The organism is Acidobacteriota bacterium (assembly GCA_040752915.1).
Classification (GTDB): Bacteria; Acidobacteriota; UBA4820; order UBA4820; family DSQY01; genus JBFLVU01.
This window is the reverse complement of record JBFMHB010000123.1, coordinates 1-4,128: the sequence shown is the minus strand read 5'-3', so window position 1 is coordinate 4,128 and position 4,128 is coordinate 1. Positions and strand designations below refer to the sequence as shown.

Here is a 4,128-nt window from a genome sequence, read left to right as displayed (position 1 = left end):
TCGTCATCTCCGCCCGGGCGCTCCCGCTGGCCGTCTGGATCTGGATCCGGGCCAGGCCGAGCCAGCGCTCCACCACGTTGCTCACGAGGTGGATGTCCTGGATCCGCGCGTAGGTGAGGTTGATCTCACGGCGGAAGAGGATCCCCCACCGCATGTGGATCCCCTCCCCGTCGAAGCGGTACCGGAGCGTGTGGTACCGGAAATACAGGGGCACGAGCGGCAGGAGGAAGAAGGGGCCCGCCAGGAGAGCGCGGAGGGCGTAGTATTCGAAGAGGCTCTTGTGGGGGCGGGTGATCTCGCGGACCGATTCGAGGGTCGGCACGGGGGTCGTCGTCATGGTCCCGTCCTCCGGCGGGCGGTTCGGCCGGCCCGCGCCGGCTTCCGGGCGCCGGGCCCGAACCCGATGATACCATCCCGGGGGGGCGGAAACCCCAGGAGGCGGCGGGTCGTATGCCCTTACCGAGGGAGAGGTGCCTTGAAGATCCTCGAGAAGACCGCCCTGGTCGTCGTTCTCCTCCTGGTCCTGTCCTGCCTGATCTCCATCGGCCTCCTCGTCTTCACGGACTTCGGAACGGGCTTCCTCAAGTCCAACGCGCAAGTCGCCCAGGCGGCCCGCTCCCTCGTCGTCCTCGACGAACGCTTCCCCTTTCCGCGTGAACCGGGCGCCTCTCTTTCTCCGGCCCGCCTCGAGGTCTTCCTTCGGGTCTCCTGCGCGACCAAGCCCTCCGCCGACCGGGCCGAGTCCTGGATCCAGGCCAACGGTCCCACGGTCGTGGTGGGCCGTCCCGTTTACAACGGCGAGGGCGCCGAACTCATGACGGCCTACCTTCGGGACCTCGCCGCGGCCCTCTCCGAAGCGGGCATGGGGCCCGCCGAGTTCGACTGGATCCACCAGCGCCTGCGCCTCGTCGCCGAGGGCCCCCCTCCGGAGGAGGCCCTCCGCCGGGCGCGGGAGGAGGCCCAGGAGCTCCGCAGGCTCTCCGAATCTCCCGAGGTGAGCCCAAGGCAGAGGAAGGACCTCCAGCGCCACCTGAAGGCCCTCGAGGACCTCCCCGACACGTGGGGGCCTTCCTTCCAGGCCGACCGGAGCCTGTACGAGGCCCAGGAGGCCAGGATCCGCGAGTGCGTCCACGGGCGCCGCGCCGTGCGGTCCGTGGGGCGGATCCTCTCGTCCATCGGAAACCCGTCCAGGACCTACATCGAGATCAATCCCGAGGACTCCCCCGCCCACGGCGGCCCGCCTGCCCCTCCCTGACCGCCGCGTGGATCCCCCCTTTCCACGCCGCACCGAGCCACGCCGGCGCCGCGTGACTTGACGGACCCTCCGCGCTACACTTCGCCTTCGGATCCAGCCACGGGCCCTTCGGGGGGCGAGGAGGGGGCATGCGGCGTCAGATTTGGGCCACCAAGCCCATGAGCCTCATCGAAGAGGAGATGCGGGGCGAGAACCGCCTGAGGCGGGTCCTGGGGCCCGTCCAGCTCACGAGCCTCGGCGTGGGCGCCATCATCGGCACGGGCATCTTCGTCCTCACGGGGCAGGCCGCCCACGACAAGGCGGGGCCCGCCCTCATCCTGTCCTTCGTCGTCTCGGGGATCGCCTGCATCTTCGCCGCCCTCTGCTACGCCGAATTCGCCTCCATGGCCCCCGTGGCCGGATCGGCGTACACGTACGCCTACACGACCCTGGGCGAACTCCCCGCCTGGATCATCGGTTGGGACCTCGTCCTCGAGTACACGGTCACGTCGTCCACGGTCTCCCACGGCTGGTCCCACTACTTCCAGGATTTCTTGTCCATCCTCGGGATCCACGTGCCCAGGTCCCTGGGGTACGCGCCCTTCGACTACGACCCGTCCACGGGGCATTTCGTCGCCACGGGCACCTACGTGGACCTGCCGGCCATGGCCGTGGCCTTCGCGATGACGGCGGTCCTCGTGAAGGGCATCCGGGAAAGCGCCTCCTTCAACACCGTCATGGTCGCCGTGAAGCTCGCGGTGGTGCTCCTCGTGGTGGGCCTGGGGGCCTTCTACGTGAACCCCGAGAACTGGCGCCCCTTCGCCCCCTACGGCTTCACGGGCCTCAGCTTCTTCGGCCACGCCGTGGCGGGCATGACCGACGCGGGGGGCCAGCCCCTTGGGATGCTCGCGGGCGCGGCCATCATCTTCTTCGCGTACATCGGCTTCGATTCGGTCTCCACCCACGCCGAGGAGGCCCGAAACCCCCAGCGGGACGTCCCCATCGGGATCGTGGCGTCGCTCCTTCTCTGCACGGTCCTGTACATCGCGGTCTCGGCGGTCCTCACGGGGATGGTCCCCTACGACCGGATCAACATCGACGCCCCCGTCTCCGACGCCTTCCGGCAGGCGGGCCTGCCCTGGGCCCAGTTCGTGGTGTCCCTGGGAGCGCTCGCGGGGATCACCTCGGTGCTCCTCGTCATGATGCTGAGCCAGCCGCGGGTCCTTCTCGCCATGGCCCGGGACGGGATGGTGCCCCCCGGCTTCTTCGGAGCCGTGCATCCCAGGTACCGGACCCCGTGGAAGTCCACGATCCTCACCGGCATCGTCGTGGCCGCCATGGGCGGCCTGCTGCCGCTGCGCGTTCTGGCGGAGCTGACGAACATCGGGACCCTCCTGGCCTTCGTGATCGTCTGCGCCGCCGTCCTCGTCATGCGCATCCGCCACCCCGGAGCGCCGCGCCCCTTCCGCGCGCCCTTCGGCCTGGCCACTCCCGTGCTCGGGATCCTCACCTGCCTCCTGCTCATGTTCTCCCTGCCCGTCGCCAACTGGTGGCGGCTCTTCGCCTGGCTCGCCGCCGGCCTCCTGATCTACCTGGCCTACGGGCGGAGGCACAGCGTCGTCCGCCGCATGATGGAGGCGGAGACGGCCCGGTGAGGATCGGAACCATGGCTCCGGGGGAAGGGGCGGGGCGTTCTCGGGCTCGTCTCGGAAATCGGTGCAGATTCGTTCGCCGGATCGCCTTCCGCTTCGGGTGGAAGGCGGCGTCCCGGCCTCGCTGGGCCGGGGCCCGCCCTCCGGCGGGAAGCCGGAGGGCGGACCGGGGCACTCACTTCTTCTTGGAGAGGATGCCTTCGATCTCGTCCATGATCCGGGTCATCTCCCGCATGGCGGCATCGAAGGGGGCGCTCGTCGTCATGTCCACCCCGGCGTCCTTCAGGACGTCGATGGGGTACTTGGAGGAGCCGGCGGAAAGCAAGCCGATGTACGCGTCCCGGGCCTTGGTCGCGGGCTTCGGGGCGGCGGCCTCCTGGCGGATCCGGTCGGCGATGTAGGTGGAGGCCGTCAGGCTCGTGGCGTACTGGTACACGTAGAAGTTGTAATAGAAGTGGGGGATGTAGGCCCACTCGACCCCGTAGAGGTCGTCCACGGCGCAGACGCCCTGGTCGCTCCCGTAGTACTCCTTGAGGAGCTTGAGATAGAGGGCGCTCATGTTGTCGCCCGAGAGGGTCTCTCCGCGCTCGGCCATTTCGTGGATCGTCATTTCGAACTCGGCGAAGAGGGTCTGGCGGAAGAGGGTCTGCCGCATGTTGTCCAGGGCGGAGCCGAGGAGGTACAGGCGCGTGGCGTCGTCCTGGGTGTTCTTCAGCATGTGGTGGAGGAGCAGGTTCTCGTTGAGGGTGGAAGCCACCTCCGCGACGAAGATGGAGTAATCGGCCGTGATGTAGGGCTGTTTCTTGTTGGACAGGTAGGAGTGCATCGAGTGGCCCGATTCGTGGGCCAGCGTGGAGACGTCCTCGTAGGTCCCCATGAAGTTCAGGAGCTGGAAGGGGTGGACGTCGTAGACCGACCCGTTGCTGTAGGCCCCGGATCGCTTGCCGGTGCTGGGCATGAAATCCACCCAGCCGCTCTCGTAGCCCTTCTTCAGGGCGGCCATGTACTCGGGCCCGAGCGGGGCGCAGGCCTCGAGGGTGAGCTTCATGGCCTCCTCGGGCGTGTACTGAAGGTCCACCTCCTGAATGATGGAGGCGTACAGATCCTCGTACCGCAGCTGGTCCACGCCCATCATCTTCTGCCGGAGCTTGAGGTAGCGGTGCAGGACGGGCAGGTTGCGGTGGACGTCGGCGATGAGCTGCTTGTAGACCTCCACGGGGATGTTGTTCCGGTCGAGGGAGG

General features: G+C 68.2%; 4 protein-coding genes. 2 read left to right on the top strand and 2 right to left on the bottom strand.

Annotated features, from left to right (window positions below; all coding sequences use genetic code 11):
• The coding region (locus AB1824_13240; protein ID MEW5765925.1) for a PH domain-containing protein at positions 1-337 on the bottom strand (337 nt) is incomplete at its 3' end.
• 138 nt (positions 338-475) lie between these two features.
• Between AB1824_13240 and AB1824_13235 the strand changes: the two genes are divergently transcribed.
• Both AB1824_13235 and AB1824_13230 read left to right on the top strand, forming a co-directional pair.
• Complete coding sequence (locus tag AB1824_13235) at positions 476-1,255, top strand: hypothetical protein (protein ID MEW5765924.1); 780 nt, start codon at positions 476-478, stop codon at positions 1,253-1,255.
• Between the two features lie 128 nt (positions 1,256-1,383).
• Complete coding sequence (locus AB1824_13230; protein ID MEW5765923.1) at positions 1,384-2,889, top strand: amino acid permease; 1,506 nt, start codon at positions 1,384-1,386, stop codon at positions 2,887-2,889.
• A gap of 172 nt (positions 2,890-3,061) precedes the next feature.
• On the opposite strand, the gene AB1824_13225 is transcribed toward AB1824_13230, so the two are convergent.
• Positions 3,062-4,128: M3 family oligoendopeptidase (locus AB1824_13225; protein ID MEW5765922.1), on the bottom strand; the 1,067-nt coding region annotated here is incomplete at its 5' end.